Source organism: Flavobacterium omnivorum (assembly GCF_900099915.1).
Classification (GTDB): Bacteria; Bacteroidota; Bacteroidia; order Flavobacteriales; family Flavobacteriaceae; genus Flavobacterium; species Flavobacterium omnivorum.
In genome coordinates this window covers 309,028-334,574 of record NZ_FNDB01000003.1, presented here as the reverse complement: position 1 = coordinate 334,574, position 25,547 = coordinate 309,028, and the positions used below count along the sequence as shown (strand labels likewise).

Genomic DNA, 25,547 nt, shown 5'->3' with positions numbered 1-25,547 from the left:
AGTTATTGGTGAGACTCCTAAATAGGATTAGGGTTGTATTTTTATAGGTAAGTCGTTGATTGGTTTGAAGTTAAATACGCTATTTTAGTGTAAAATTAAATAATTTTTCTTTTCGATGCACATTAAGACTTTTTTATTTCCCATTAAAAGCAGTCATGGTATTTTCTAATCCTGCGGTTCCAAAAGATTTTATGATCTCTGATGCTACTTCTAGTCTTTCTGGAAGTGCTGTTTTTTCTGTATCATCCCAGTCACCAAGCACATAGTCTACTTGTTTTCCTTTTTTAAATTCATCACTGATGCCAAAGCGGAATCGAGCGTAGTTCTGCGTGTTTAGTACTAAGTTGATGTTTTTTAATCCGTTGTGTCCACCATCGCTTCCTTTTTGACGGATGCGAATGGTTCCAAAAGAGAGATTTAAATCATCAGTAATTATCAAAATATTTTCCAAAGGAATTTTCTCTTTATCCATCCAGTATTGAACGGCTTTACCGCTCAAATTCATATAAGTGTTTGGTTTTAAAAGTAGCAACGTTCTTCCTTTGAATTTGTATTCCGCTAGTGCGCCTAGTTTGACAGTTTCAAAATTGATTCCTTCTTTCTTAGCAAAGAAATCCACTATTTTAAATCCGATGTTGTGTCTTGTATTGACGTATTCAGCGCCTATATTACCAAGTCCAACTATTAAAAATTTCTTCATATTAGCTGTATTGTCCTCTATTTGTGGTGATGAGATTAAATTTGAAATCCATTTTATCATATTGCAAAAGTAAACTTAATTACATGATTTGACTATGACATATTTAGATAATTTCCAGATGTTAGGGAGGATTTACATAAAGAATAATATAAGTGTAGCGTAGCCCAGATTGTAGTGAAAATCCTTTTTGTTCGCTTTTTAGCGTGCAAAAAGATTGCAACGAAAAGCGGGACGATTAGGGTGTAACATCCAAGGAGTGTTGCTCCTAAAAATACGAAATAAGTAGCCATTATAAATCATAAAAAAAGCATCAGTTGTAAAACTGATGCTTTTAAATTTGATAGAAAAAAGATTATTTTTTCTTTCCTTTTACTGGAGCTTTCGCTGCTTTGGCTGCTTCTTGAGCTGCTTTCATAGCCGCACGAGAGATTCTTACTTGGGCAACAACCGTGTTTTCAGGGTGAATCAATTTGTAGTTGTCGTTTGCTAATTTAGTAACGTACAATTTGTTTCCCATTTCAAGTGGAGTAATGTCAGCTTCAATAAAATCTGGAAGATTTTTTGGTAAAGCTTTTACTTTAAGTTTACGAGTGTTCAAACGTAAAACACCACCTGCAAGAACACCTTTAGAGGTTCCAACAATTTTTACAGGAACTTCCATAGTGATTTCTTTGTCATCAAATAATTGAAAGAAGTCAATGTGTAAAATCTTGTCAGACACCGGGTGAACCTGGATGTCTTGTAAAATTGCGTTAAATGATTTTCCTTTTCCAAGATCGATCTCAACTGTGTGAGCGTTTGGAGTGTAAACCAAGTTTTTGAAAGCCATAACTTCTGCTGAGAAATGAACTGCCTGATTTCCTCCGTATAATACGCAAGGAACCAATCCAGCATTACGTAGGGCTTTAGTCGCAACTTTACCCACGCTTTCTCTTTCTGATCCTTTAATTGTAATCGATTTCATTGTAAAAAAAATATAGTTATTAAATAATATTACTTGTTTGGGGTTACATTATAAACTTTCCACTAATAGAATTGTTATGATGTACCATGTGCATAACTTCAGCAAAAAGTGGCGCACAACTCAACACTCTTATTTTGTTTGATTCTTTCTTTAACGGAATAGAATCGGTAACGATTAATTCTAATAATTTAGAATTCTCTATTTTTTCATAAGCATCGCCGGATAAAATCGCGTGGGTGCAAATCGCTCTTACGCTCAATGCTCCTTTTTCGATCATTAAATCTGCGGCTTTCGCCAAAGTGCCTCCGGTGTCAATCATGTCATCTACTAAGATTACATTTCTACCTTTTACCTCACCAATTAATTCCATGGTATCGATAATGTTGGCCTCTTTTCTTTGTTTGTAACAAATTACCACATCCGATTCTAAAAATTTAGAATACGCATACGCTCTTTTTGATCCTCCCATATCTGGAGAAGCAATAGTCAAATTGTCTAAACCTAAACTTTTCACGTAAGGCAAAAAGATGGTTGATGCAAAAAGATGATCTACCGGTTTTTCAAAGAATCCTTGAATTTGATCGGCGTGCAAATCCATGGTCATTACTCTTGTTGCGCCTGCTGCATCTAATAAATTAGCTACTAGTTTAGCTCCTATCGGAACTCTTGGCTTATCTTTTCTATCTTGTCTTGCCCAACCGAAGTATGGGATTACTGCCGTAATGTGTCTTGCCGAAGCACGTTTTGCAGCATCAATCATTAGTAACATTTCCATTAAATTATCTGCTGTTGGAAAAGTAGAGCAAACAATAAATACGCGCAATCCTCTTATAGACTCTTCATACGAAGGTTGAAACTCACCGTCACTGTACTTTGACATGGTAATTTTCCCTAACGGGATTCCGTATTCCTTTGCTATTTTCTCAGCAAGATAGACACTTTGTGAACAAGCAAAAATTTTAGCTTCTGGTTCTAGGTGTAACATTTAGTTTGTTGTTTTTATTCCGCTGCGCTCCATACAGTTTAGCTTTGTCTATTGATTAAAGCCTTGTGTGCGTATTTGCCTCGGGTGTAGTTAGTTGTGTGTTGTGTTTTTAACGAGGTGCAAATTTATAAAATTTATTCAACTCTGAAAGGAAAAAATTAAGTATTTTTAGTTGAACATTTAATATTATTTTTTACATTTGCACCGTGTTAAAGGAATTAATGGTTGATTTAAACACAATCATCTCTTTTATTGCGTTGAGGTAACTGTCGTTATTTCATGTCTAGCTAAGCCCGGATGGCGGAATTGGTAGACGCGCTGGTCTCAAACACCTGTGGGAAACCGTGCCGGTTCGACTCCGGCTCCGGGTACAAAAACCGCTTCGAAAGAAGCGGTTTTTTTGGTTTTATGGGGTTTATAATTTTTAGAGTTATAATTTCTTTTGCTTTTGGCTAATCATCTTTGTTATTGTAAGTAAAAATTATTAGTTCTCTTTTTATAAAATATAATATTTTGTTTAGCTATTGGATATTTTAGTTTTTATCAATTCGTTATGATAATCATTAGAAAGCGAAGTATCTAACTTTTTATTTGAATTATTTTTTAGTAGATAGCAGCTTGATTGATTAAAAACTATATGTGAAAATTTTTCAGGGGAAAAGTATCTTTTTACATATAGAGAATATATTCTATGTCTTTTAGTATCTTTAATCGTTCGGTCAGGATTTATATTTGCTTTATTTTTTTTAGGATTTGACTCTTTTGAAGTCGGGGCGCCCATAAATCCAAAAGACGCATTCGGATTTTTTTTATATATCTCTAAACAAATATTTGTAATCGTATTTAAAACATAAAAAACATGCTTATTATTCTTTTCCTTTGGATTATCTAGGAGGAGATTGAATCTTTTACCTGATAGCCTATGACTCTTTAGATAAAATTGAACTACGTATATGTCGTGTTTAAGCATTAGTGCTTCAACAATATATTGTTGATTTACTATGTCAGATTTAAATGTAAATCGATTTAATGGAGTGTTATTTGAGTCAAAATCGCTACCCTTTGGGATATAAGGGTAGCCTTTTAATATCATTTATAAATAATTGAAATATTAAAAAGAAAGGTAGCTATATTTGCTTGATCTGTTTTTATTGATATCACTTTCAGTTAAAAGGTGGCCTACATGAACTACATTACAAGTAAAATCGATATCTCTAATATCTTTACCTGCAACGCTAGTGCTAGTTAGTTCTTTTGATTTTTTCAAGAATTTTGAAATAATTTTCATCTTTCTGTGTATGAAATGTGAATAAATACTCTTAATTGTGGATAACTTTGATGCTGCAAATGTAATTAGTTTTATTATTAAATCACTGAATATTCAATAGATTTAATTGATAGTTAGTTGTAGGTTTAATAGATTTTAATTAAAAGTTCCCCAAAGAGGTAAGTTATTAGAGATGCTTTCGAACGAGTAACATAATCAGTGATTTTGTTAAATAATGAAATGATAGTTTCTAATCCTTAGTATGAATAGCAATCTCAATAATGGTTGTAATATTTTTTTTATCATCTACAAGGTTTCTCTTATTATCTAAAATAGGTTTGAGTTTGTAGTATTGACCATATTAAGTGGCTTATTACAGCTCCGTGTACAAAAAAATCGGGAAGGTGGTTTTTTTGGTTTTATATCACAACGAATTCCTGATAATCAAATCACACTTGTTCTCGATTTGTTCTTTTTTGCCTTTTAAAATCATTTGTGCCAATACCTTTCCCATGACTTCAAAATTAGTTGAAATCGTTGTGATGCCGTTTTCTACTACTTTTTTAAGTGGGGTTTCGTTATATGAAATGATACCATAATCAGTACCCAATTGTAGCTTCTGAATTTTTGCTTTTTCAATAACACTTACTAAATCCCGGTCACTCGGTATGATATAGACTTCGCCTTTATTAATTTCCTGATTTTTAAATTCAGTAATAATTTCATAATCGAATGCAAAGTCTTTGCAGAAATTTTCAAAACCTATTTTCATGCCCAGCGGTTCCCGAAAACCCGGGAAAATCATAATCAGTTTTTTGTACTTGTTTAATTTGGATTTGCCATTCAGTAAGCCTTCATAAATGTCTTTTACGAAATTTTGATACACTGCCGGAAAGGATTTTAATTCGGGATTGGTTTGGTCTAATATGTATACTTCGTTAACTGGTAGGGTTTTTATCACCGTTGCCGCCTCGGCTAAATTGGTCGGCATAATAATGTATTTAGTGTAATTGCCATTACTGTCATCGATAAGTTTTTTAAAAACAGGCGTGTTAAAATGATGAAAGAAAATATCGACCTGAACATTTGTACCAATATTTTCTAAGAAGGAATTATACAAGTCTTCTTTGAAAATATTTAATTCGTCAAAAAGTAAAAATATCTTTTGTTTTATGGTGACTTCAACGCTTTTTATATAATATCCTTTACCCGGAATAGCATAAATAATTCCTCTTTTCTTCAATTCTTCATAGGCTTGCAAAACCGTATCACGGGACAAGGAGAATTCAAGGCAAACTTTGTTTACGGAGGGGAGTTTGTCTCCTTTTTGTAGGTTTTCGTATTCTATTGCCTTCTCGACGGAACTAATAATTTGTCGGTATTTAGGAACTCCAAGATTGTTTTGAATCGAAATTATTTTCATACAGCAGTGAATTTCTTGGTAATATACAAAAAAACTGGTAGGTACTGGTATGTTAATGGTAACAAATATTTTACTTTTGGTTTTTCACATTTCATAATTAAACCATGAAAATAAAACACATATCACATTTTAAAACCAATTATGCAATGGAATCATTTGGTTTGATGCCAGATGGGGAAGAGGTTTCTGTATGTGAACTTACAAACAAGAATGGTATACAAATGAAAGTGATGGGTTATGGTGCTACACTTACTTCCTTAAAAGTTCCATTAAAAAATGGAGATCTGGTAGATGTGGTTTTAGGTTTTGACACTTTAGAGGCCTACATGCAGTCCTTTAATTTAGAAAGCGCGCCTTATCTTGGAGCAACCGTAGGGCGATTTGCCGGAAGAATAAATGAAGGCGAATTTAAACTGAACGGAAAAACAAATTGCCTTAATAAAAACAACAATGAGAATTCATTGCATGGCGGCACCATTGGCTTTAGCCAGAAAAATTGGAAAATAAAAAAGTACAGTGAAGGCAAAAATCCTTCAGTAACTTTTACGTGTGTAAGTGCGGATAATGAGGAGTATTTTCCAGGTGAACTGTCGGTTGATTTGACTTATATGCTCTCTGACGATAATGAATTAATTATAGAATACATCGCCAGCACAACAGAAGATACCGTTATAAATTTAACGCACCACAGTTATTTCAATCTTGATGGTCATCAATCCTCCGTTACTAATCAGGAAATGCGTGTAAATTCTCAACGAATATTGGAAACCGCAACTTCGGGAATCCCTACGGGACGGTTTCTGAATGTTGCTAATTGTCCTTTTGATTTCACCTCGGCCAGAACCTGTCCGTCAAAAATTGACACTACTTTCGTTTTAAACAAGGAAAAGGAATACGCAGCGTCTCTTTATAATAGTGACAAAACATTGAAGATGTCTGTTTATACTAATCAGCCTGCGGTTCACATCTATGTTGGCGGAAATTGTTATAATACAATAAAAGGGAAAGAAAATGCTACTTATCATCCCACAAGCGGTATTTGCTTTGAGACTCAAAATTTCCCTGATGCGCCTAATCACGAACATTTCCCATCTTCTGTTTTGAGAAAAGGAGAATTATATTATCATAAAACTATTTATAAATTTCAATCTTTTTAAGATGAAAAAAAATATTCTAATTTCAGGGTTCTTGACTCTTTTTGTACTTCTTTTTTCCTGTTCTAATAGTAATGATTCAGCAGAAACGCCAGCAGTAGAATCACCAGTTGCAGTTGATTCTTTTATTAGAGGTGCTGATCTTTCTTTTTTACCGGAAATAGAAACATCAGGGGCGGTTTTATACAACAGCAACAACCAAGCAGAAGATATGATTACAACTCTGAAAAATGCGGGTTGTAACACGGTTCGAATTCGTCTTTGGAAAAATCCAGCAAATGGACGTTCTGGTATGGCCGAAGTTAAAGCGCTTTCGCAACGCGTCAAACAAGCCGGACTGAAAGTTTGGCTAACAGTACATTACTCGGATACTTGGGCTGATCCTGCGGTTCAAACTACGCCAGCAGAATGGAAAAATTTATCATTTACCGATTTGAAAACGGCTGTTGCCAATTATACTTCGACAACACTCACTGAAATTAATCCAGATATTATCCAGATTGGGAACGAAATAAACAGCGGATTGCTTTGGCCACAAGGAAATTTAATCAATCAAGAAGTACAAAGTATTTCTTTATTGGCAACTGCCAGCGCAACTATTCGTGCCAAAGCGCCAAATACCAAAATCATGATTCATTATGCAGGTGTGAAAGCTTCGGATACGAATTGGTTTTTCAACAAAATTAAAAGTATAGATTACGATTACATTGGGCTGTCGTATTATCCCATTTGGCACGGAAAAGATTTAGAAGTTATAAAAACTGGCATTAATACATTAGGAAAAACATACAGTAAAAAAGTGATTATTGCTGAAACCGCTTATCCTTTTACGTTAGGCTATAATGACTGGACGAATAATATAGTGGGTTTAGATTCGCAACTCGTTTCGGGTTACCCAGCGACTCCTGATGGACAAAAAAACTTTGTTTTGGCAGTAAAAACACTCGTAAAAGAGTCAGAGTACGGTTTGGGATTTGCGTATTGGGGAGGCGAATGGATTTCTTTCAAAGGGAATCAAGCCGCAAATGGATCTACATTTGAAAACCAAGCATTTTATGATTTTAATAATAAAGCATTACCTGTTTTGCAGGTGTTTAATAAATAATTTAAAATGAAAAACATACCGATGTATTTCCGATTCGTTGTCACTTCTGCACTGGTTTCACTACTTTTTTCTTGCAGTACATCTAAAAATGTGCAATCAACAGCCAAGAATTCTTTTGCAAAAGGAGCTGATGTGGGATGGTTGCCGCAGATGGAAGCCACAGGATATAAATTTTACGATACCGATGGCGCTGAAAAAGATTGTTTGCAACTCCTAAAGGACAGAGGAATGAATACCATTCGTCTTCGTGTTTGGGTAAATCCAAATGATGACAAAGCGAGTGGACATTGCAGCAAGAAAGAAACTGTTGTCATGGCTTTACGTGCTCAAAAAATGGGAATGCGTATCATGATCGATTTCCATTATAGTGATTCGTGGGCCGATCCTGCTAAACAATTTAAACCAAAAGCATGGGAAAATCATACTTTCCCGGAGTTAATGATGGATGTGTACGACCATACTTTTGATGTTTTGAGTGCCTTAAAATCAGCTGGAGTTACTCCGGAATGGGTTCAAGTAGGAAATGAAATTCCAGGAGGAATGTTGTGGCCGGAAGGAAGTACCAAAAATTGGAGCCAACTAGCACAATTACTCAATAAAGGCTATGAAGCAACAAAAGCCATTGATGCTAAAATCAAAGTAATTGTTCATCTTGACGAAGGAAATAATAATGAAAAATTCCGCTGGTTTTTTGATAATGCTACAGCAAATAATGTAAAGTACGATGTGATTGGATTGTCTTATTACCCTTTTTGGATCAAGAAAGATTACACGGAAACTATTTCGGATTTAGCGTATAATCTAAACGATATGGTTGCCAGATACAACAAAGAAGTTATGGTTGTTGAAGTTGGTGGTGAATATGACAAAGTGCAAAATACCTACGAGATGCTAGCAGCAACAATCAAAGCGGTAAAAGCTGTGCCTAATAATAAAGGACTTGGCGTGATATATTGGGAGCCGCAGGGAGAAAAAAGTTGGAGCGGTTATTCATTGAGTGCTTGGCAATCTGACGGTAAACCATCAATGGCATTAGACGCGTTTAAAGAATTGTAAACATATAAGTCATTTAAGTGTTTAAAATCAGTTGACTTATGTCAAAGGTATAAGGGGAGTATAGACCGAAATTATTTTTTACAAAGCCATCAGATATTACTTAAATTCACTAGGATTTTCACTTTAATTACTCAAATTAAAAGCTTAAATGACTTATGTGTTTCAAAAAAATAAATTCTAATTTATTATAAAAATGAAGAAATTGATATGTTTTCTTGTTGTGATTTTAGCATGTACACAAGTTGCTTTGTCTCAATCACGAGAAGTTAAAGTGCTAAAAGCCAATTGGAAATTTCAAAAAGGCGATTTTGAAGCGGCACATAAAGTAAATTTTAATGATTCGAAATGGGAATCTGTAACCGTTCCGCATGATTGGGCCATTTACGGACCTTTTGATAAAAATGTAGACATACAAAAAGTTGCTATTGTTCAAAATGGAGAAACCATAGCTACCGAAAAAACAGGACGAACAGGCGCTTTGCCGCATATTGGAACTGCTTGGTACCGCAATACATTCAACTTGCCTAAAGATGTAAAAGGCAAAAAAATAATTTTACTTTTTGAAGGTGCGATGAGCGAGCCTCAAATCTATTTAAACGGAAAAAAAGTGGGAGAATGGGCCTATGGCTATAGTTATTTCTATTTTGATGTTTCCCAATTTATACAAGAAGGAGCCAACACGTTATCAGTAAAACTAACCAATAAAGAATTTGCTTCTCGCTGGTATCCGGGTGCAGGATTGTATCGAAATGTAAGTGTTATTATAAAAAATAATGAAAGTATTGACCAATGGGGACAGTTTATAAAGACACCTTTTATCAGTGAAGAATTGGCAAAAGTCAACATTAAAACTAAAGTCTCCGGCGAAAATACGCGTTTAGTCACCACTATTTTTGATGCCGAAGGACATAAACTAAATTCTTCGGAGTCGACTATTCAATTCGGAAAAGAATTTGATCAAAATATAAAGGTAGTAAAGCCAAAATTGTGGAGTCCCGAAACTCCTTATTTGTATAAAGCAGTTTCCCAATTGTATGTTGGAAATGAACTTAAAGATGAGAATACAACTGTTTTTGGTATTCGAGAAATAAAATACGAGGCCAATAAAGGCTTTAGCCTAAATGGAAAGAGTACCAAATTTAAAGGCGTTTGTCTACACCACGATTTGGGTCCGCTGGGAGTTGCAGTAAATAAAGCGGCGTTGCGCAGGCAAATGACCATATTGAAAGATATGGGCTGTAATGCGATTCGCAGCTCGCATAACATGCCTTCTTTCGAGCAATTGGAACTGGCGGATGAAATGGGTTTTCTATTTTTAGCAGAGAGTTTTGATGAATGGGCAAAGCCAAAAGTAGAAAATGGCTATCATCGATTTTTTGAGGAATATGCCGAAAAAGACATCGTCAATTTAGTACAAGCGACACGAAATCATCCTTCGATTGTGATGTGGAGTTCTGGAAACGAAGTGCCGGATCAATGGGGAGAAGAAGGAGTGAAACGCGCAAAATGGCTACAAGAAATTTTTCATAGGGAAGACCCAACTCGTCCCGTTACAGTTGGTATGGATCAAGTAAAAGCAACTATTGAATCTGGTTTTGGCGCTTTGCTAGATATTCCAGGGTTGAATTATCGGGTACATTTATACGATGAAGCCTATAAAAAATTTCCGCAAGGGTTTATTTTAGGTTCAGAAACCGCTTCAACGGTTAGCTCTAGAGGGATTTATAAATTCCCTGTCGTTCAGGAAAAAATGAAACAATATCCTGATTTTCAATCTTCCTCTTATGATTTAGAAGCCTGTAGCTGGTCTAATGTGCCCGATGAAGATTTTGTACTTCAAGATGATAAGCCTTGGGTGATTGGTGAGTTTGTTTGGACCGGTTTTGATTATTTAGGAGAACCTACGCCTTATGATGAAAGCTGGCCGTCCCGAAGTTCTTATTTTGGGATTAACGATTTAGCGGGTTTGCCTAAAGACCGCTATTATTTATACCGAAGCCGTTGGAATACGAAGGAACCCACTCTGCATATTTTACCGCATTGGAACTGGGAAGGCCGTGAAGGAGAGATTACCCCCGTTTTTGTATATACGAACTACAACAGCGCAGAACTTTTTATCAATGGCAAAAGTATGGGAGTCCAGAAAAAAAACAAAAACACTCCACAAAATCGTTACCGTCTGATGTGGATGGATGTAAAATATGAGCCGGGAAAGGTAAAAGTAGTGGCTTTTGATGACAATGGGAAAGCCGTTGCAGAACAAGAAGTACGTACTGCTGGTAAGCCTTGCCAAATTGTTCTAAACGCAGATCGAAAGACAATCACTGCCAATGGCGAGGATATTTCTTTTGTAACTGTATCGGTAGTGGATAAAAACGGAATTCCTTGCCCTACGGCGACGAACCAGCTAAAATTCAAGGTTACTGGAGCGGGTACTTACAGAGCGGCTTGCAATGGCGATGCCACTTCGCTTGAAATGTTTAATAAAGATACCATGAAATTGTTTAGCGGTAAATTGGTAGTGCTAGTAAAATCGACTATAACTGCTGGCGATATAAAACTTGAGGTGAATGGAGCAGGGCTTAAGAGCGGAAAATTGACATTGAATGCCTTGAAATAGACGAAAAATCCATATAATTTTTACAGAATATTTTAAAAAAATAACAATAATAACAGCGAGTTCCTAAAAAAAGGGAATGGATAATTTTTAAATCATGAATGACATTTTAATACACAAAACAACTGATTTTTTTCATCAGACTTTTGGCTCAGAACCATCAAAAACGGTTCTTTCGCCTGGAAGAATCAATATTATCGGGGAACATATTGATTATAACGATGGTTTTGTTTTGCCTGCAGCAATCGATAAAATTATTTGTTTTGCTTTCGAAAAAAACAATTCGGATACAGCTAAAATTGTGGCCATAGATTTGAACGACGAGTTCGAAGTTTGTGTAAATGACGATCAAAAGCAGACGGATAGTGTTTGGACAAATTACCTGCGTGGTGTTCTGAATCAGTTGAAAATGAACGGTTATTCCGTGGAGGGTTTCAATTGTGTTTTTAGTAGTAATATTCCAGTTGGTTCCGGTTTGTCATCTTCGGCAGCTTTAGAATGTGGCTTTTTGTTTGGTTTAAATGAACTCTTCGATTTGAAAATTAGAACCATAGATATTGCTCTTATGGGACAAAAAGCGGAACATTGGGTAGGAATCAATTGCGGAATTATGGACCAGTTTTCCAGTGTGATGGGTTTAGAAAATAAAGTCATAAAAATTGACTGCAGAACTTTGGAATTCGAATACCATGAGGCTAATTTTAATGATTATTCCTTAATTTTATTCGATTCGAACGTGAAACATTCCTTAATGACATCGGCTTATAATGAGAGAAGGCAGCAATGTGAAGAAGGTATTGCGATTATAAAAAGTAATTTTCCTGAGATAACTAGTTTTAGAGATTGTAACGAACAACATGTTTTAGAATTGCAGCATGTAATGAGCGCCAATGTTTATAAAAGGTGTCTTTTTGTTGTAAAAGAAATCAAACGAGTAACTCAGGCTTGTGATGCTTTGGACAAAGGAGATATCGAAACCTTGGGTAAATTAATGTTCGAAACGCACGAAGGTTTATCATTGGATTATGAAGTAAGTTGTGCCGAATTAGATTTTTTAGTACACACGGTGAAAGAAGATAAATCAGTGATAGGCTCTCGATTAATGGGCGGCGGTTTTGGCGGTTGTACCATTAATTTGATTAAAAAAGGACAAGAAGAGCGAATTAAACAACAGCTTTCTACTCTTTATTTAGATAAATTTGGAATAGAATTAAAAATTTACGATGTAAAAATTGGAAACGGAACATCACTTTATATTGCGAAATAAATGAAAAATTTTGACATCAACGAAGATCCGCACAGACGTTATAATCCGTTAATCAACGAATGGGTGCTGGTTTCTCCACACCGTTCGAAACGTCCTTGGCAAGGACAAAATGAAACAGTACCTTCGGATGCATTGCCGGAATATGACCCAACTTGTTATTTGTGTCCAGGAAATGTTCGAGCGAATGGAATGGTCAATCCGGATTATGAAAGTTCTTTTGTTTTTGAAAATGATTTTGCTGCTTTAAAGCAAGAAGAAATTGCTTTTGAAGAAAATAGTAGTGCAACTTTTTTTAGAGCAAAACCAGAAAGAGGAATTTCTAGAGTGGTTTGCTTTTCGCCAAAACACAATTTGACCTTGCCAGAAATGCCAGTTGAAGCGATTGAAAATATCATTCATACGTGGCAAAAAGAATATACAGATTTAGGGAATGTAGATTATATCAACCATGTTCAGATTTTCGAAAATAAAGGAAGTGTTATGGGTTGCAGTAATCCGCATCCACACGGACAAATTTGGGCGCAATCTTCGTTGCCAACCGAGGTAGAGAAAACGCAAAATAACCTGAAAGCCTATTTTGACAAACATAACAAAACTCTTTTAGAAGAGTATGTAAAAGAAGAGTTGAAGTTAGATGCACGCATTGTGATTGAGAATGATCATTTTGTGGTATTGGTTCCTTTTTGGGCGATTTGGCCTTATGAAACTATGATTGTCAGCAAACGAAATATAAGTAAAATAACGGATTTTACGGAAACAGAAGTAACCGATTTTGCGGTTATTTTAAAACAATTGACGACCAAGTACGACAACCTTTTTGAAACGTCTTTCCCGTATTCATCCGGAATTCATCAATCGCCTACAGACGGAGAATTGCATCCGGAATGGCATTTTCACATGCATTTTTATCCGCCATTGCTGCGCTCTGCTACCGTAAAGAAATTTATGGTAGGGTATGAAATGATGGGAGAATCACAAAGAGACATCACGCCGGAGAAAAGTGCTGCCTTTTTAAGGGAACAGTCGAACGTTCATTATAAAAATAGATAACCATTAACCAATAACCAAATACATTTAACCAATGCAAACTTTAGCAATCCAAGATTATATTGTCTTTTTCTTCTATTTTATCCTGATCGTCAGTTATGGAATATGGATTTATAGGAAGAAAAAGAAAGAAGAAACGAGCAGTAAAGATTATTTCTTAGCAGAAGGATCACTCACTTGGTGGGCCATTGGCGCATCATTAATTGCCAGTAATATTAGTGCGGAGCAATTTATAGGAATGAGTGGGAGCGGTTTCAAAATGGGACTGGCGATTGCTACGTATGAATGGATGGCGGCTTTTACTCTGATTATTGTTGCCATTTTCTTTATTCCGGTATATTTGAAAAATAAAATTTTCACCATGCCACAATACCTTAATCAAAGGTATAACAGTAATGTTGCTATGATTATGGCTGTTTTTTGGTTGTTGTTGTATGTCTTGGTCAATCTTACCTCTATATTATATTTGGGCGCTTTAGCGATAAGTAGCATTTCTGGCCTGGACATTACTTTGTGTATGATTTTCTTAGCGTTTTTTGCTGTGATGATTACGCTAGGAGGAATGAAAGTGATTGGATACACGGATGTGGTTCAAGTTTTCTTTTTGATCTTGGGCGGATTGGTAACTACTTATTTGGCATTGAATTTAGTAGCCGAAGAATTTGGTTCTACGGGAGTTATAAATGGGTTCAATTTGATGACGACTCATGCAAACGACCATTTTCACATGATTTTTGAAAAAACGAATCCTAATTATATGGATTTACCAGGATTGTCAGTTTTGATAGGAGGAATGTTAATCATCAATTTAAATTATTGGGGATGTAACCAATACATCACGCAACGTGCGTTGGGGGCAGATTTAAAAACAGCTAGAAATGGAATTTTGTTTGCTGCTTTCTTGAAATTGCTAATGCCTATAATTGTTGTTTTGCCCGGAATAGCTGCTTTTATATTGTATCAGAACGGACATTTTGGTGCTGAAATGTTGCAAGATGGTACAGTAAATCCTGATCGTGCGTATCCAGTTTTGTTAAATTTGCTTCCCGTAGGCCTAAAAGGACTTTCATTTGCAGCGCTGACTGCGGCAATTGTTGCCTCTTTGGCTGGAAAAGCAAATAGTATTGCTACAATTTTTACGTTGGATATTTACAAAACAAAATTGAATGTAGATGCCGATGAAAAGACATTAGTTAATGTGGGGAAGAAAGCTATTGTAGTGGCGATGTTAATTGCAGTTGTTGTAGCGCCTTTTCTTGGAATTGATAAAAAAGGAGGATTTCAATACATTCAGGAATATACGGGTTTTGTAAGTCCGGGTGTTTTTGCCATGTTTATTTTAGGATTCTTTTGGAAAAAAACAACTTCTAATGCGGCTTTGTTTGCAACAATTGGTGGATTTATGTTTTCTATCCTGTTCAAATTCATGCCGGCTTTTGTAGATTTATCGTTCCTTCATTCTACCGGTTTTTCAGTTCCAAATGGGAATGGTGTCTATGAAATTCCTTTTATTGATCGCATGGGATTTGTTTTCTTGATTTGCGTTATCGGAATGTACACCATTAGTATGTATGAAACAGCGAGAGGCGTTAAAACAAATGGTCTGGAAATTGACCGTACCATGTTTAAAATGTCACCAGGTTTTACAGTCGGAATGTTGATTGTACTTTCGCTAATTGCCGCTTTCTATACGATTTTCTGGTAGAAAATAGCCTAAATTCAAAAAAGCGATGGTTTCAATTGAATTGAATTCATCGCTTTTTTATTTGATAATAAGGTTGAAATACAATTGTTGCAAATGATATAGAGTACTATAAAGGTTGTTTTATGCTCAACGTGTTTTTTTAGAAGCAATAATCTTCTAAAGTGTAGTTTGAATAAAAAATATAAATCACAAAAAAAGCCTTCGAATAACGAAAGCTTTAGTGGTATTTTAATTTATTTTTTAGTTGTTAACCAAAGCATCTTGTTTCCAAGTTTTTACAGAAGCTATTCTGCTATTAGAATATTCTACTTCGTTCAGTTTGTTACCATTCCAAAAAAGCCATTTTCCAGTTTTCTCTCCATTTTCATAATTAGCAACAGATAATTTGTTTCCGTTTACGTCATATAAAATCCAGATGCCTTCTAGTTTTCCATTTTTAAAGAAACCTTCTTGCTGTACTTTTCCGTTTTCATAGTAGTATGTAGTTTTGACTAAGTCACCTACAGCTTCTAATTTTGGATTGTTTTCTTGAGCGAATGCTATTCCTGAGAAGAGTAATGCGGTTAATATTATATATTTTTTCATGTCGTTTGGATTTTTAAATTCATATTAGCTTAACAAATATATAAAACATTTTACAATAAAAAAACTTTTACTTAACAATTTAGTAACATTGGAATGAAATTTAACATTGCAAATAAAAAGGGCTTTAAAACCAATTACTAAAATTTGTGAATTCGCAATTCATTATTCATAATTAGTCCTAAATTTGCAGTCGTGTCCAAAGGGCAGAATAATCAAAAATTTAGAACATGTATAGAAGTCATAACTGTGGCGAATTAAACGCCTCACATATTAATACAGAAGTTACACTTGCGGGATGGGTTCAAAAATCCCGAGATAAGGGATTTATGAATTGGGTTGATTTACGCGACCGTTATGGAGTTACGCAGTTAATTTTTGACGAAGGTCGTTCGGAAAAATCTGTTTTTGAGTTGGCTAAAACATTGGGTCGTGAATTTGTAATCCAAGTTAAAGGGACTGTTATTGAGCGGGAAGCCAAAAACAGAAACATGACCACGGGTGATATTGAAATTTTAGTTACGGAGTTGACTATTCTAAATGCATCATTGACGCCACCTTTTACAATCGAAGATGAAACGGATGGTGGAGAAGACATCCGAATGAAGTACCGTTACCTTGATATTCGAAGAAATCCGGTAAAAAACAGTTTGATGTTTCGTCATAAAGTAGCCATGGAAGTGCGTAAATATCTTTCGGATTTAGATTTCTGTGAAGTAGAAACGCCTTATTTGATTAAATCTACTCCAGAAGGAGCAAGAGATTTTGTGGTGCCTTCCAGAATGAATGAAGGTCAGTTTTATGCATTACCACAATCGCCACAAACGTTCAAGCAATTATTGATGGTGGGTGGAATGGATAAGTATTTCCAAATCGTGAAATGTTTCCGTGATGAAGATTTACGTGCAGACAGACAACCGGAATTTACACAAATCGATTGTGAAATGGCTTTTGTGGAGCAAGAAGATATTTTGAATGTTTTTGAAGGATTGACAAGACATTTACTAAAAGAAATAAAAGGCCTCGAAGTAGAAAAATTCCCAAGAATTACCTACGAATATGCCATGAAAACATACGGGAATGATAAACCAGATATCCGTTTCGGAATGGAATTTGGGGAATTAAATGAAGTAACACAACACAAAGAATTCCCTATTTTTAATGCTGCTGAATTTGTGGTTGGTATTGCAGTTCCGGGAGTTGGAAACTATACCCGTAAGGAAATAGATGGATTAATTGATTGGGTAAAACGTCCTCAAGTAGGTGCGACCGGAATGGTTTATGTAAAATGTAATGAAGACGGAACCTATAAATCATCTGTTGATAAATTCTACGATCAAGATGATTTAGCGCAATGGGCAAAAATTACCGGAGCAAAACCTGGAGATATGATTTTTGTGCTTTCTGGTCCAACGGATAAAACAAGAACCCAGTTGAGTGCATTGCGAATGGAATTAGCAACTCGTTTAGGATTGAGAAATCCAGCTGAATTTGCTCCGCTTTGGGTAGTTGATTTTCCTTTATTAGAGTTTGATGAAGAAAGTGGACGTTACCATGCCATGCATCATCCATTTACTTCTCCAAAACCGGAAGACATGCACTTATTAGAAACAGATCCAGGGAAAGTTCGTGCCAATGCGTATGATATGGTTTTAAATGGAAATGAAATTGGTGGTGGATCAATTCGTATTCACGATAAAGCAACACAACAATTAATGTTCAAATATTTAGGTTTCACCGAAGAAGATGCGAAAGCACAATTCGGATTTTTAATGGATGCGTTCCAATTTGGTGCGCCACCTCATGGAGGTTTGGCTTTTGGACTGGACAGGTTAGTCGCAATTTTAGGTGGGCAGGAAACTATTCGTGATTTTATTGCTTTTCCAAAAAATAATTCGGGAAGAGATGTTATGATTGATGCTCCTTCTAAAATAGATGAATCGCAGCTGAAAGAGCTTCATATTAAATTAGTTTAATTGTTGTTCATCGGTAAAATTTGTTAGAAAACGTTGAATATCAATATTTTTACAAAATAAAAACATAAGATAGTATTTCGTATTATATTAAATATTACATTTGCCTCATTATAAATTATTATTACAATTACAATGCGTACAGGTACAGTTAAATTTTTCAATGAATCTAAAGGTTACGGATTCATTACAGACGAAGAAACAGGAAAAGACATTTTTGTTCATGCATCAGGAATCAACGCGGAAGAATTACGCGAAGGTGATAGAGTAAGCTATGAAGAAGAAGAAGGAAGAAAAGGAAAAGTTGCTGCGAAAGTAGCAGTTATCTAAGCAAAAAATTTATTTTTTTGTCTAAGAATGTGTAAAACGTTTCGATTAAATTCGAAACGTTTTTTTTTGTTTTATATTCATCCTTAATCGGCATAATAATGCGATGTATTAGTGTTGTTAAATCCTCTAAACGTTAAACACATCTTAATAGAGCCGTCGTTTCTTATTTATAATAAATAAAAATTGTAAATTTACATCGATGTAGTGGCGATGTATTTCTTTGTTTTAATTGTTATTTAATAATTTGAAAGTTATCTTTGTCGCTTATTCTTATTCATAAATAACTGCCATATGCAATCCGATCAATTAAATTATATTCCTATTTTAATGCAGTTTATTTTAGCTGTAGGATTTGTTGTAGGAACGATAATAGTTTCAGGGAAATTAGGTCCTAAACGTTCTTCTGAAAACAAAGATAAAAACTTCGAATGCGGTATTGAGTCCGTTGGAAATGCTAGAATACCATTTTCAGTAAAATATTTTCTTGTTGCGATTTTATTTGTTTTGTTTGATGTTGAGGTTATTTTTCTCTACCCATGGGCAATAAATTTCAAGGAGTTGGGAATGGAAGGAATGGTGAAGATGGTGATCTTTATGCTTTTGCTTTTGGTGGGTTTTTTCTACATCATCAAAAAGAAAGCGTTGGAGTGGGAGTAAAATTTATTTTAAATGTTGAAATATAAATAATAAAGAATTTGGTTTTTAATTTATATTTCAGAATTTTTAATTCTAAATAACAAAAAATGAGTGATTCAAATATAAATATGGTTGCCCCTCCAGAGGGTGTTGTTGGTGAAGGTTTCTTTGCTACAAAACTTAATGACGTTGTGGGAATGGCTCGTGCAAATTCATTGTGGCCTTTACCTTTCGCCACTTCTTGTTGCGGAATTGAATTTATGGCAACGATGGCTTCGCATTACGATTTAGCACGATTTGGTTCGGAAAGAGTGAGTTTCTCACCTCGTCAAGCGGATATGTTAATGGTAATGGGAACAATTTCAAAGAAAATGGCTCCTATTTTACGTCAAGTTTACGAACAGATGTCAGAACCTCGTTGGGTAATCGCCGTTGGAGCTTGTGCTTCATCTGGTGGAATTTTTGACACATATTCGGTTTTGCAAGGGATTGATAAAGTGATTCCGGTTGATGTTTATGTTCCTGGTTGTCCACCAAGACCGGAACAAATTGTAGATGGCGTTATGAAATTGCAGGAGTTGGTGAGAACAGAATCGGTAAGAAGAAGAAGTTCTCCAGAATACCAAGAATTATTAGCTTCTTATAATATAAAATAAATAATGGCGCTAGAAACAATACAAATCAAAGAAAAATTAGTTGAATCATTTGACTCAGCTGTTTTTGAATTCAAGCAAGAAAGAGATATATTTTCATTTGAAGTCGCTGCGGATAAAATAACTGCAGTGATTCTTTTTTTGAAAAATGATCCAACATTACGTTTTCATTTTTTAACAGATTTATGTGGGATTCATTATCCGGACAATGATGAAGAGCACCAATTTGCAGTGGTATATCATTTACACAATTGGTATGAAAACAAAAGAATTAAGGTCAAAACCTATATAAATGGTGAAAATCCCGAAATAAAATCAATATCAAATATTTTCTTATGCTCCAATTGGATGGAAAGAGAAACGTATGATTTTTATGGAATAAACTTTATAGGACATCCTCAGTTGAAAAGAATTTTAAATATGGATGAAATGATTTCTTTTCCAATGCGAAAAGAATTCCCAATGGAAGATAGCGGAAGAACAGATAAAGATGATCGTTTCTTTGGAAGAACAACCGACAATTATTAAAAACACACACTATTATAATTTTTCACATTAAATAAATGTCAGAACTATTATTACCTCCAGAGCATCGCTATGCTAAAAGAATTAAAGAACAACTAAATGAAGATGGAAGCGAGCTTTCTATCTTGAATTTAGGACCAACACACCCAGCTACTCATGGTATTTTTCAGAATATCTTGCTGATGGATGGAGAAAGAATTCTGGAAGCGGAACCAACCATTGGTTACATTCACAGAGCTTTCGAGAAAATTGCGGAAAACCGTCCTTTTTACCAAATAACACCGCTTACGGATAGAATGAACTATTGTTCGTCACCTATAAACAACATGGGTTGGTGGATGACATTAGAAAAATTGTTGGATATTGAAGTTCCTAAAAGAGCACAGTATTTAAGAGTTATAGTAATGGAATTGGCAAGAATCACAGATCATATCATCTGTAATTCTATCCTTGGTGTGGATACTGGAGCCTATACTGGATTTTTATATGTATTCCAATTTAGAGAAAAAGTATACGAAATTTACGAAGAAATTTGTGGAGCACGTTTGACTACTAATATGGGGAGAATTGGTGGTTTCGAAAGAGATTGGTCACCAAAGGCATTTGAATTACTAAACACTTTTTTAGAAGAATTTCCGGCAGCTTGGAAGGAATTTGAAAACTTATTTGAAAGAAATAGAATATTTATTGATAGAACGGTAAATGTTGGACCAATATCCGCTGAACAAGCTATGGCTTATGGTTTTACTGGTCCGAATTTACGTGCTGCAGGAGTGGATTATGATGTTCGAGTATCGCAACCCTACTCTTCTTATGAAGATTTTGACTTTATTATTCCTGTAGGGAAATCGGGTGATACCTACGACCGCTTTTGTGTTCGTAATGCTGAAGTATGGGAAAGTTTAAGTATCATTCGTCAAGCATTAGCAAAAATGCCGGAAGGGAATGACTTCCATGCTGATGTTCCGGATTATTACCTTCCTCCAAAAGAAGATGTTTACACAAGTATGGAGTCGTTGATTTATCATTTTAAAATTGTAATGGGAGAAGTTCCTGTTCCAGTTGCTGAAGTTTATCATCCTGTAGAAGGTGGGAATGGAGAATTAGGTTTTTATCTAGTTACTGACGGAAGTCGAACACCTTATAGGTTGCACTTCCGTAGACCTTGTTTTATTTACTACCAAGCGTATCCAGAAATGATTAAAGGAGCTTTGCTCTCAGATGCGATTGTTATTTTGTCGAGTTTAAATGTTATTGCAGGCGAGCTAGACGCATAGTAAAATTATAAATGATGAATTTTAAATTATAAATTATTCGAAACATTTAAAATTTATAATTCAAAATTTAAAATAATTAAAATGGAAAGAACACATTACAAACAAGAAATAAATATAACTGAAGCATTGATGTCTCGCATCAATGAGTTAATCAGTCATTATCCTGAAGACAAAAGAAAATCGGCTTTATTGCCGGTTTTGCATGAAGTTCAAGATGCGCACGAAAATTGGTTGAGTATCGAATTGATGGATAAAGTAGCTGAAATTATTCAAATAAAACCTATTGAGGTTTATGAAGTAGTTTCATTTTATACCATGTACAATCAAAGACCAATTGGGAAATACATGTTTGAATTTTGCCAAACTTCTCCATGTTGTCTGAATGGTGTTGAGGATCTTATGGATTATACCTGTGAAAAGCTAGGTGTAAAACTAGGCGAGCCTACTCCAGATGGCCTTTTTGAGGTAAGAGGTGTAGAATGTTTAGGAGCTTGTGGCTATGCGCCAATGATGCAACTAGGTGATTTTTACAAAGAACATCTGACAAAGGAAAAAGTAGATCAGCTAATTGAAGATTGCAAAAATGATACAATAATACTACACGATATATAATATGTCACAAAAAATATTATTAGACAAAGTAACTATTCCAGGAATTAAAACCTACGAAGTATACCGTGCAAACGGAGGATATGCATCTGTAGAAAAAGCCTTGAAAACATTAACACCTGATGAAGTGGTAGAGGAAGTGAAAACTTCTGGATTACGTGGTCGTGGTGGAGCTGGATTTCCAGCTGGAATGAAATGGAGTTTTATTGATAAAAAATCAGGAAAACCCAGACATTTAGTTTGTAATGCGGATGAATCAGAGCCGGGAACGTTCAAAGATCGTTATTTGATGGAATTTATCCCTCATTTATTGATTGAAGGAATGATTACTTCCAGTTATGCATTGGGAGCAAATCTATCTTATATCTACATTCGTGGAGAATACATGTGGGTTTATAAAATATTAGAAAGAGCCATCAACGAAGCAAAAGCTGCTGGATTTTTAGGTAAAAATATATTAGGTTCTGGCTACGATTTAGAACTTTATGTTCATTGTGGTGCTGGGGCTTACATCTGTGGTGAAGAAACCGCGTTGATTGAATCATTGGAAGGAAAAAGAGGAAATCCTCGTATCAAACCACCATTTCCTGCTATTTCAGGACTTTGGGCAAATCCAACAGTTGTAAATAACGTAGAAACGATTGCCGCAGTGCCTTGGATTGTAAATAATTCAGGTGCGGAATATGCCAAAATTGGTATTGGACGTTCTACAGGAACTAAATTAATTTCAGCTTCAGGACATATCAAAAATCCTGGTGTGTATGAAATCGAATTAGGTTTAAGTGTGTACGAATTTATGAATTCTGATGAATATTTGGGCGGAATGAGTTCGGATAGACCTTTGAAAGCATTTGTGCCTGGAGGAAGTTCTGTTCCGGTTTTACCAGCGCATTTAATTTACAAAACGGCTAACGGTGAGGATCGTTTGATGTCATACGAATCGTTGAGTGACGGTGGATTTGCAACAGGATCGATGTTAGGATCAGGCGGATTTATTGTGTATAATGATACTTCATGTATTGTTCGCAATACTTGGAATTTCTCTCGTTTTTACCACCATGAAAGCTGTGGACAATGTTCCCCATGTCGCGAAGGTACTGGATGGATGGAAAAAGTATTGCACCGAATAGAAAATGGTCACGGTCGTGAAGAAGATGTCGATTTGCTGTTGAGTATTCAAAGTAAAATTGAAGGAAATACGATTTGTCCATTAGGAGATGCGGCAGCTTGGCCAGTGGCAGCAGCAATACGTCACTTTAGAGAGGAATTTGAATACCACATTCGTTTCCCAGAAAAAATAAAAAATAGAGATCATTTTGTTGCTGAACCTTTTGAAAAAGTAAAGCATTTGGTAGCCAAACAATTGATTTAAAATTACGGATTAACGATTTTTGACCCGAGCGTCAGCGAACTGGCGTAGCATTTCAGAATTAAGATACTCCTTAGGAGTTAAATAGAGTTAGATAATGAAAGTAACAATAGACGGACATTCAATAGAAGTTGAACCAGGAACAACAATCCTGCAGGCAGCACGTATGATAGGTGGAGAAGTAGTTCCGCCAGCGATGTGCTATTATTCTAAACTAAAAGGAAGCGGTGGAAAATGCCGTTGTTGTTTAGTGGAAGTTGCCAAAGGAAGTGAAGCGGATCCAAGACCAATGCCAAAATTAATGGCATCTTGTGTAACCGGTTGTATGGACGGAATGGAAGTGAACAGTAAATCTTCACCAAGAGTAACCGAAGCTAGAAAATCGGTGACAGAGTTTTTATTGATTAATCACCCTTTAGATTGTCCAGTTTGTGACCAAGCTGGGGAATGTGATTTGCAAAATTTAAGCTTTGAGCACGGAAAGTCAGAAACTCGTTTTATTGAGGAAAAGAGAACTTTTGAACCAGAGAATATAGGTCCAAATATTCAGTTGCACATGAATCGTTGTATTCTTTGCTACCGTTGTGTGATGGTTGCAGACCAATTGACGGACGATCGTGTTCACGGAGTTATGGATAGAGGAGATCATTCGAATATATCGACTTGTATTTCAAAAGCAGTTGACAATGAGTTTTCTGGAAATATGATTGATGTATGCCCGGTAGGTGCATTAACCGATAAAACGTTTCGATTTAAATCTAGAGTTTGGTTCAGTAAGCCGTACAACGCACACAGAGATTGTCCTACTTGTTCTGGAAAAACTACCGTTTGGATGTTTGGTGACGAAATTCAACGTGTAACTGGAAGAAAAGACGAATACCATGAAGTAGATGAGTTTATTTGTAATGGTTGTCGTTTTGATCACAAAGAAGTGAAAGACTGGATCATTGAAGGACCAAGAGCTTTTGAAAAAGACTCGGTTATCAATCAAAATAAATACAACAGAAAGTTAGAAAAAGTTGAAATAGCTACTGAATCGCATATCCTTATTGGTAGAGAAGAAGATCGTAAAAAAATTAGTATGGCTGAATTTCCATTGACCGAAGAAGATATTATAAATCAAAAAAGTTTGGGCAATAATGGATAGTACTATTATCATAGAAAAAGGTGTCATTATTGTAGCGGTTTTTGCTTTAACAATGTTGATGGCAATGTATTCCACTTGGGCTGAACGTAAGGTGGCCGCTTGGCTTCAAGATCGTGTTGGTCCTAATAGAGCGGGTCCTTTTGGATTGTTTCAACCGCTAGCAGATGGTTTAAAATTATTTTCTAAAGAGGAATTTGAACCTAATACACCAAATCGGTTTTTGTTTTTTGTAGGTCCTGCCATTGCAATGAGTACGGCTTTGATGACAAGCGCGGTTATTCCCTGGGGAGACAGATTGCACCTGTTTGGAAGAGATATTTTATTACAAGCCACTGATTTGAATATAGGTTTATTATATTTTATTGGAGTTGTATCCGTGGGAGTTTATGGAATTATGATTGGAGGTTGGGCTTCAAATAATAAATTCTCCTTGATTGGGGCGGTTCGTGCTGCTTCACAAATGGTTTCTTATGAAGTGGCCATGGGGCTTTCCTTGATTGCCTTATTGATGATGACTGGAACTTTAAGTTTAAGAGAAATTTCGGCGCAACAAGCTGGAATGGATTGGAATGTTTTCTACCAACCCTTATCTTTTATTATCTTTTTAATTTGTGCTTTCGCAGAAGCCAACAGAACACCTTTTGATTTAGCTGAATGTGAAACAGAATTAATTGGAGGATACCACACAGAATATTCGTCGATGAAAATGGGATTCTATTTATTTGCTGAATATGCCAATATGTTTATCTCCTCTACCATTTTAGCAGTTTTATTTTTTGGTGGATATAATTATCCAGGAATGAGTTGGGTTGTTGAAAATTGGGGTGTAAATATTGCCAATATAATGGGATTTGGTGCTTTGTTTATCAAATTGTGTGGGTTTATATTTTTCTTTATGTGGGTTCGATGGACTATTCCAAGATTCAGATACGATCAATTGATGCATTTGGGATGGAGGATACTAATTCCATTATCGATTGTAAATATTATGATTACTGGAATTGTCATGTTAAGAGCAGATATTGCAGCCTATTTTGGTTTTTAACAATCTTATTGGCGAGTAAGAAATAGTAAGGTAAAATTGAATTGAGACAAAAAAGCCCTAGCCCTGATAGTAGTGAAAATCCTTTAATCCTGAACTTGTTTCAGGATTCTG

Annotated in this window: 23 protein-coding genes and 1 tRNA gene; 18 read left to right on the top strand and 6 right to left on the bottom strand. The window is 35.4% G+C overall.

The genetic code is table 11. The annotated features are described in order from the left end of the window. Positions 1-133: 133 nt before the first annotated feature. The 3 genes from pth to BLS90_RS05210 all read right to left on the bottom strand — a co-directional run bounded on the left by pth (position 134) and on the right by BLS90_RS05210 (position 2,649). Positions 134-760 carry an aminoacyl-tRNA hydrolase gene (pth, locus tag BLS90_RS05220; protein WP_091256003.1) on the bottom strand — a complete coding sequence of 209 codons (627 nt, stop codon included), beginning with the start codon at positions 758-760 and terminating at the stop codon, positions 134-136. Between the two features lie 292 nt (positions 761-1,052). Continuing rightward, on the bottom strand, positions 1,053-1,664 hold the full coding sequence (locus BLS90_RS05215) for a 50S ribosomal protein L25/general stress protein Ctc (protein ID WP_091256001.1): 612 nt from the start codon (positions 1,662-1,664) through the stop codon (positions 1,053-1,055). A gap of 43 nt (positions 1,665-1,707) precedes the next feature. Continuing rightward, positions 1,708-2,649, bottom strand: a complete 942-nt coding sequence (locus tag BLS90_RS05210) for a ribose-phosphate pyrophosphokinase (protein ID WP_091255999.1) — start codon at positions 2,647-2,649, stop codon at positions 1,708-1,710. 291 nt (positions 2,650-2,940) lie between these two features. Here BLS90_RS05210 and BLS90_RS05205 point away from each other — a divergent pair. After that, a tRNA-Leu gene (locus BLS90_RS05205) sits at positions 2,941-3,020 on the top strand. 146 nt (positions 3,021-3,166) lie between these two features. On the opposite strand, the gene BLS90_RS05200 is transcribed toward BLS90_RS05205, so the two are convergent. After that, complete coding sequence (locus tag BLS90_RS05200) at positions 3,167-3,742, bottom strand: hypothetical protein (protein WP_091255998.1); 576 nt, start codon at positions 3,740-3,742, stop codon at positions 3,167-3,169. Between the two features lie 598 nt (positions 3,743-4,340). Beyond that, a complete protein-coding gene (locus BLS90_RS05195) occupies positions 4,341-5,339 on the bottom strand; it encodes a GntR family transcriptional regulator (protein WP_091255997.1) in 999 nt (332 codons plus the stop codon). Between the two features lie 104 nt (positions 5,340-5,443). On the opposite strand from BLS90_RS05195, the gene BLS90_RS05190 reads away from it, so the two are divergent. The 7 genes from BLS90_RS05190 (at position 5,444) to BLS90_RS05160 (ending at position 15,290) form a co-directional block, all read left to right on the top strand. Continuing rightward, positions 5,444-6,496, top strand: a complete 1,053-nt coding sequence (locus BLS90_RS05190) for an aldose epimerase family protein (RefSeq protein WP_091255995.1) — start codon at positions 5,444-5,446, stop codon at positions 6,494-6,496. Between the two features lies 1 nt (position 6,497). After that, positions 6,498-7,598: a glycoside hydrolase family 53 protein gene (locus BLS90_RS05185; protein ID WP_091255992.1), complete on the top strand. Its 1,101-nt coding sequence runs from the start codon at positions 6,498-6,500 to the stop codon at positions 7,596-7,598. Positions 7,599-7,604: 6 nt separating this feature from the next. Beyond that, on the top strand, positions 7,605-8,654 hold the full coding sequence (locus BLS90_RS05180; RefSeq protein ID WP_091255989.1) for a glycoside hydrolase family 53 protein: 1,050 nt from the start codon (positions 7,605-7,607) through the stop codon (positions 8,652-8,654). 193 nt (positions 8,655-8,847) lie between these two features. Then, positions 8,848-11,274 (top strand): DUF4982 domain-containing protein, encoded by a 2,427-nt coding sequence (locus BLS90_RS05175; RefSeq protein WP_091255987.1) that lies wholly within the window; start codon positions 8,848-8,850, stop codon positions 11,272-11,274. A gap of 94 nt (positions 11,275-11,368) precedes the next feature. Then, complete coding sequence (galK, locus tag BLS90_RS05170) at positions 11,369-12,538, top strand: galactokinase (protein ID WP_091255985.1); 1,170 nt, start codon at positions 11,369-11,371, stop codon at positions 12,536-12,538. Beyond that, complete coding sequence (locus tag BLS90_RS05165; protein WP_091255983.1) at positions 12,539-13,588, top strand: UDP-glucose--hexose-1-phosphate uridylyltransferase; 1,050 nt, start codon at positions 12,539-12,541, stop codon at positions 13,586-13,588. Between the two features lie 31 nt (positions 13,589-13,619). Next, positions 13,620-15,290: a sodium/sugar symporter gene (locus tag BLS90_RS05160; RefSeq protein WP_091255981.1), complete on the top strand. Its 1,671-nt coding sequence runs from the start codon at positions 13,620-13,622 to the stop codon at positions 15,288-15,290. A 240-nt stretch (positions 15,291-15,530) separates the two neighbouring features. Here the strand turns inward: BLS90_RS05160 and BLS90_RS05155 are convergent, their stop codons facing one another. Then, entirely contained in the window at positions 15,531-15,875 is a 345-nt protein-coding gene (locus BLS90_RS05155; RefSeq protein WP_091255979.1) for a toxin-antitoxin system YwqK family antitoxin, read from the bottom strand. Positions 15,876-16,102: 227 nt separating this feature from the next. Between BLS90_RS05155 and aspS the strand changes: the two genes are divergently transcribed. The 10 genes from aspS to nuoH all read left to right on the top strand — a co-directional run bounded on the left by aspS (position 16,103) and on the right by nuoH (position 25,436). After that, positions 16,103-17,848 carry an aspartate--tRNA ligase gene (gene aspS / locus BLS90_RS05150; RefSeq protein ID WP_091255978.1) on the top strand — a complete coding sequence of 582 codons (1,746 nt, stop codon included), beginning with the start codon at positions 16,103-16,105 and terminating at the stop codon, positions 17,846-17,848. Between the two features lie 132 nt (positions 17,849-17,980). After that, the gene (locus BLS90_RS05145; RefSeq protein WP_007137066.1) at positions 17,981-18,175 is read left to right on the top strand and encodes a cold-shock protein; all 195 of its coding nucleotides are present in this window, start codon (positions 17,981-17,983) and stop codon (positions 18,173-18,175) included. 291 nt (positions 18,176-18,466) lie between these two features. Continuing rightward, entirely contained in the window at positions 18,467-18,832 is a 366-nt protein-coding gene (locus BLS90_RS05140; RefSeq protein ID WP_066079373.1) for an NADH-quinone oxidoreductase subunit A, read from the top strand. An 86-nt stretch (positions 18,833-18,918) separates the two neighbouring features. After that, positions 18,919-19,467 carry an NADH-quinone oxidoreductase subunit B gene (locus BLS90_RS05135; RefSeq protein WP_066079375.1) on the top strand — a complete coding sequence of 183 codons (549 nt, stop codon included), beginning with the start codon at positions 18,919-18,921 and terminating at the stop codon, positions 19,465-19,467. A gap of 3 nt (positions 19,468-19,470) precedes the next feature. Beyond that, the gene (locus tag BLS90_RS05130) at positions 19,471-19,992 is read left to right on the top strand and encodes an NADH-quinone oxidoreductase subunit C (protein ID WP_091255977.1); all 522 of its coding nucleotides are present in this window, start codon (positions 19,471-19,473) and stop codon (positions 19,990-19,992) included. Positions 19,993-20,027: 35 nt separating this feature from the next. Next, positions 20,028-21,266: an NADH-quinone oxidoreductase subunit D gene (locus BLS90_RS05125; RefSeq protein WP_073352276.1), complete on the top strand. Its 1,239-nt coding sequence runs from the start codon at positions 20,028-20,030 to the stop codon at positions 21,264-21,266. An 81-nt stretch (positions 21,267-21,347) separates the two neighbouring features. Next, a complete protein-coding gene (locus BLS90_RS05120; RefSeq protein WP_091255976.1) occupies positions 21,348-21,878 on the top strand; it encodes a complex I 24 kDa subunit family protein in 531 nt (176 codons plus the stop codon). Position 21,879: 1 nt separating this feature from the next. Next, a complete protein-coding gene (gene nuoF / locus BLS90_RS05115; RefSeq protein WP_091255974.1) occupies positions 21,880-23,247 on the top strand; it encodes an NADH-quinone oxidoreductase subunit NuoF in 1,368 nt (455 codons plus the stop codon). Positions 23,248-23,341: 94 nt separating this feature from the next. Continuing rightward, a complete protein-coding gene (locus tag BLS90_RS05110) occupies positions 23,342-24,391 on the top strand; it encodes a 2Fe-2S iron-sulfur cluster-binding protein (protein WP_091255972.1) in 1,050 nt (349 codons plus the stop codon). Then, positions 24,384-25,436: an NADH-quinone oxidoreductase subunit NuoH gene (nuoH, locus tag BLS90_RS05105; RefSeq protein ID WP_073352268.1), complete on the top strand. Its 1,053-nt coding sequence runs from the start codon at positions 24,384-24,386 to the stop codon at positions 25,434-25,436. Before BLS90_RS05110 ends, nuoH begins: the two co-directional genes overlap by 8 nt. Positions 25,437-25,547: the final 111 nt, after the last annotated feature.

Bases quoted from the DNA above. Each gene is read 5' to 3' on its own strand.
- BLS90_RS05165 (WP_091255983.1), top strand. From the start codon at position 12,539: ATGAAAAATTTTGACATCAACGAAGATCCGCACAGACGTTATAATCCG.
- BLS90_RS05130 (WP_091255977.1), top strand. From the start codon at position 19,471: ATGGCGCTAGAAACAATACAAATCAAAGAAAAATTAGTTGAATCATTT.
- nuoH (WP_073352268.1), top strand. From the start codon at position 24,384: ATGGATAGTACTATTATCATAGAAAAAGGTGTCATTATTGTAGCGGTT.
- BLS90_RS05145 (WP_007137066.1), top strand. From the start codon at position 17,981: ATGCGTACAGGTACAGTTAAATTTTTCAATGAATCTAAAGGTTACGGA.
- BLS90_RS05180 (WP_091255989.1), top strand. From the start codon at position 7,605: ATGAAAAACATACCGATGTATTTCCGATTCGTTGTCACTTCTGCACTG.
- nuoF (WP_091255974.1), top strand. From the start codon at position 21,880: ATGTCACAAAAAATATTATTAGACAAAGTAACTATTCCAGGAATTAAA.
- BLS90_RS05155 (WP_091255979.1), bottom strand. From the start codon at position 15,875: ATGAAAAAATATATAATATTAACCGCATTACTCTTCTCAGGAATAGCA.
- BLS90_RS05120 (WP_091255976.1), top strand. From the start codon at position 21,348: ATGGAAAGAACACATTACAAACAAGAAATAAATATAACTGAAGCATTG.
- pth (WP_091256003.1), bottom strand. From the start codon at position 760: ATGATAAAATGGATTTCAAATTTAATCTCATCACCACAAATAGAGGAC.
- BLS90_RS05210 (WP_091255999.1), bottom strand. From the start codon at position 2,649: ATGTTACACCTAGAACCAGAAGCTAAAATTTTTGCTTGTTCACAAAGT.
- BLS90_RS05185 (WP_091255992.1), top strand. From the start codon at position 6,498: ATGAAAAAAAATATTCTAATTTCAGGGTTCTTGACTCTTTTTGTACTT.
- BLS90_RS05200 (WP_091255998.1), bottom strand. From the start codon at position 3,742: ATGATATTAAAAGGCTACCCTTATATCCCAAAGGGTAGCGATTTTGAC.
- galK (WP_091255985.1), top strand. From the start codon at position 11,369: ATGAATGACATTTTAATACACAAAACAACTGATTTTTTTCATCAGACT.
- BLS90_RS05160 (WP_091255981.1), top strand. From the start codon at position 13,620: ATGCAAACTTTAGCAATCCAAGATTATATTGTCTTTTTCTTCTATTTT.
- BLS90_RS05190 (WP_091255995.1), top strand. From the start codon at position 5,444: ATGAAAATAAAACACATATCACATTTTAAAACCAATTATGCAATGGAA.
- BLS90_RS05175 (WP_091255987.1), top strand. From the start codon at position 8,848: ATGAAGAAATTGATATGTTTTCTTGTTGTGATTTTAGCATGTACACAA.
- BLS90_RS05110 (WP_091255972.1), top strand. From the start codon at position 23,342: ATGAAAGTAACAATAGACGGACATTCAATAGAAGTTGAACCAGGAACA.
- BLS90_RS05140 (WP_066079373.1), top strand. From the start codon at position 18,467: ATGCAATCCGATCAATTAAATTATATTCCTATTTTAATGCAGTTTATT.
- BLS90_RS05215 (WP_091256001.1), bottom strand. From the start codon at position 1,664: ATGAAATCGATTACAATTAAAGGATCAGAAAGAGAAAGCGTGGGTAAA.
- BLS90_RS05195 (WP_091255997.1), bottom strand. From the start codon at position 5,339: ATGAAAATAATTTCGATTCAAAACAATCTTGGAGTTCCTAAATACCGA.
- BLS90_RS05125 (WP_073352276.1), top strand. From the start codon at position 20,028: ATGTCAGAACTATTATTACCTCCAGAGCATCGCTATGCTAAAAGAATT.
- aspS (WP_091255978.1), top strand. From the start codon at position 16,103: ATGTATAGAAGTCATAACTGTGGCGAATTAAACGCCTCACATATTAAT.
- BLS90_RS05135 (WP_066079375.1), top strand. From the start codon at position 18,919: ATGAGTGATTCAAATATAAATATGGTTGCCCCTCCAGAGGGTGTTGTT.